General features: G+C 55.6%; 2 rRNA genes. Both read left to right on the top strand.

From position 1 onward, the window contains the following. The first annotated feature begins 48 nt into the window (after nt 1–48). Nucleotides 49–3,185: ribosomal RNA gene (locus BST47_RS30000) — 23S ribosomal RNA — on the top strand. 104 nt (nt 3,186–3,289) lie between these two features. Then, nucleotides 3,290–3,404, top strand: a 5S ribosomal RNA gene (gene rrf, locus BST47_RS29995). The last annotated feature ends 8 nt before the right edge of the window (nt 3,405–3,412 follow it).

The following is a 3,412-nucleotide window of genomic DNA, read 5'->3' as shown; positions in this document are numbered from 1 at the left end:
TTGATAATGCAATTTTTGATTCTTCCGAGAATTTTTAACTGTTTTGTGTTGTAAGTGTTTAAGGGCGCATGGTGGATGCCTTGGCACTGGGAGCCGATGAAGGACGTGGGAGGCTGCGTTATGCCTCGGGGAGCTGTCAACCGAGCGTTGATCCGAGGATGTCCGAATGGGGAAACCCGGCACGAGTGATGTCGTGTCACCTGGCACTGAATACATAGGTGTCAGGGGGGAACGCGGGGAAGTGAAACATCTCAGTACCCGTAGGAAGAGAAAACAAGTGTGATTCCGTGAGTAGTGGCGAGCGAAAGCGGAGGATGGCTAAACCGTGTGCATGTGATACCCGGCGGGGGTTGTGTGTGCGGTGTTGTGGGGCGTTTCTTCTCTGGTCCGCCGGCCAGGGCGAAAGTGATAAACCATTGGGTTAGGTGAAGTGGTCTGGGATGGCCTGTCGTAGAGGGTGAGAGCCCCGTAACCGAAAACTTGATGGCTTTCGTGGAACTGTCCCCGAGTAGCAGCGGGCCCGTGGAATCTGCTGTGAATCTGCCGGGACCACCCGGTAAGCCTGAATACTTCCCAGTGACCGATAGCGGATTAGTACCGTGAGGGAATGGTGAAAAGTACCCCGGGAGGGGAGTGAAAGAGTACCTGAAACCGTGTGCCTACAATCCGTCAGAGCCTTCGACTTTGTCGTGGGGTGATGGCGTGCCTTTTGAAGAATGAGCCTGCGAGTCAGGGACATGTCGCGAGGTTAACCCGGGTGGGGTAGCCGCAGCGAAAGCGAGTCTGAATAGGGCGTATCCAATCAATAGTGGTTGGTGTAGTGGTGTGTTCTGGACCCGAAGCGGAGTGATCTACCCATGGCCAGGGTGAAGCAGCAGTAAGATGTTGTGGAGGCCCGAACCCACTTAGGTTGAAGACTGAGGGGATGAGTTGTGGGTAGGGGTGAAAGGCCAATCAAACTCCGTGATAGCTGGTTCTCCCCGAAATGCATTTAGGTGCAGCGTTACACGTTTCTTGTTGGAGGTAGAGCTACTGGATGGCCGATGGGCCCTACTAGGTTACTGACGTCAGCCAAACTCCGAATGCCGACAAGTCAAAGAGTGTGGCAGTGAGACGGCGGGGGATAAGCTCCGTGCGTCGAGAGGGAAACAGCCCAGATCGCCGGCTAAGGCCCCTAAGCGTGTGCTAAGTGGAAAAGGATGTGCAGTCGCGAAGACAACCAGGAGGTTGGCTTAGAAGCAGCCACCCTTGAAAGAGTGCGTAATAGCTCACTGGTCAAGTGATTGTGCGCCGATAATGTAGCGGGGCTCAAGCACACCGCCGAAGCCGCGGCAACGACCATCCCTTTTCGGGGTGACGTTGGGTAGGGGAGCGTCCTGCATCCGGTGAAGCCACAGAGTGATCTTGTGGTGGAGGGTGTGGGAGTGAGAATGCAGGCATGAGTAGCGATAAGGCAAGTGAGAACCTTGCCCGCCGAAAGACCAAGGGTTCCTGGGCCAGGCCAGTCCGCCCAGGGTGAGTCGGGACCTAAGGCGAGGCCGACAGGCGTAGTCGATGGACAACGGGTTGATATTCCCGTACCCGTGTATGAGCGTCCCTGATGAATCACCGGTACTAACCACCCAAATCTGGAATCACCAATCACCTTCGGGTGTGCGGGTTTCTGGTGCTGCGTGGAACCTTCGGTGGTAGTAGTCAAGCGATGGGGTGACGCAGGAAGGCAGCCGTACCAGTCAGTGGTAATACTGGGGCAAACCCGTAGGGGGACATCTAGGCAAATCCGGATGTCGTATTCCCTGAGAGGTGATGCATAGCCGAGTGAGGCGAATTCGGTGATCCTATGCTGTCGAGAAAAGCCTCTAGCGAGCGTATACACGGCCCGTACCCCAAACCAACACAGGTGGTCAGGTAGAGAATACCAAGGCGTACGAGTGAACTATGGTTAAGGAACTCGGCAAAATGCCCCCGTAACTTCGGGAGAAGGGGGACCCCCACACCGTCAAGGCACTAGCGGCCGGCAGCGGGAGGGGGTGGCACAAACCAGTGAGAAGCGACTGTTTACTAAAAACACAGGTCCGTGCGAAGTCGCAAGACGATGTATACGGACTGACGCCTGCCCGGTGCTGGAAGGTTAAGAGGACCCGTTAACCCCTCGGGGTGAAGCGGAGAATTTAAGCCCCAGTAAACGGCGGTGGTAACTATAACCATCCTAAGGTAGCGAAATTCCTTGTCGGGTAAGTTCCGACCTGCACGAATGGCGTAACGACTTCTCAGCTGTCTCAACCATAGACTCGGCGAAATTGCATTACGAGTAAAGATGCTCGTTACGCGCGGCAGGACGAAAAGACCCCGGGACCTTCACTACAACTTGGTATTGGTGCTCGATACGGTTTGTGTAGGATAGGTGGGAGACTGTGAAACACGCACGCCAGTGTGTGTGGAGTCGTTGTTGAAATACCACTCTGATCGTATTGGGCCTCTAACCTCGAACCGTATATCCGGTTCAGGGACAGTGCCTGGTGGGTAGTTTAACTGGGGCGGTTGCCTCCTAAAATGTAACGGAGGCGCCCAAAGGTTCCCTCAACCTGGACGGCAATCAGGTGTTGAGTGTAAGTGCACAAGGGAGCTTGACTGCGAGACCTACATGTCAAGCAGGGACGAAAGTCGGGACTAGTGATCCGGCACCCCCGAGTGGAAGGGGTGTCGCTCAACGGATAAAAGGTACCCCGGGGATAACAGGCTGATCTTCCCCAAGAGTCCATATCGACGGGATGGTTTGGCACCTCGATGTCGGCTCGTCGCATCCTGGGGCTGGAGCAGGTCCCAAGGGTTGGGCTGTTCGCCCATTAAAGCGGCACGCGAGCTGGGTTTAGAACGTCGTGAGACAGTTCGGTCTCTATCCGCCGCGCGCGTCAGAAGCTTGAGGAAACCTGTCCCTAGTACGAGAGGACCGGGACGGACGAACCTCTGGTCCACCAGTTGTCCCACCAGGGGCACCGCTGGATAGCCACGTTCGGACAGGATAACCGCTGAAAGCATCTAAGCGGGAAACCCCCTCCAAGACCAGGCTTCTCACCCATCAAGTGGGATAAGGCCCCCCGCAGACCACGGGATCAATAGACCAGACCTACACGCACAGCAATGTGTTCAGGGAACTGGCACTAACCGGCCGAAAACTTACACACACTCGCAACCACACATCCACGAATGCACAACAAGCATTCACACCCCACCACCAATAACACTTCCCCACCACCAGATGGGGCACTCAAAAAAGAGTGAATAAAGTTACGGCGGTCAATAGCGGCAGGGAAACGCCCGGACCCATCCCGAACCCGGAAGCTAAGCCTGCCAGCGCCGATGATACTACCCAACCCGGGTGGAAAAGTAGGACACCGCCGAACACAAATTA

The sequence above is a fragment of the Mycolicibacterium tusciae genome (genome assembly GCF_002086795.1).
Classification (GTDB): domain Bacteria; phylum Actinomycetota; class Actinomycetes; order Mycobacteriales; family Mycobacteriaceae; genus Mycobacterium; species Mycobacterium tusciae.
Note: the sequence above shows the minus strand (reverse complement) of the source record. Positions and strands in the feature narration are given on the sequence as shown.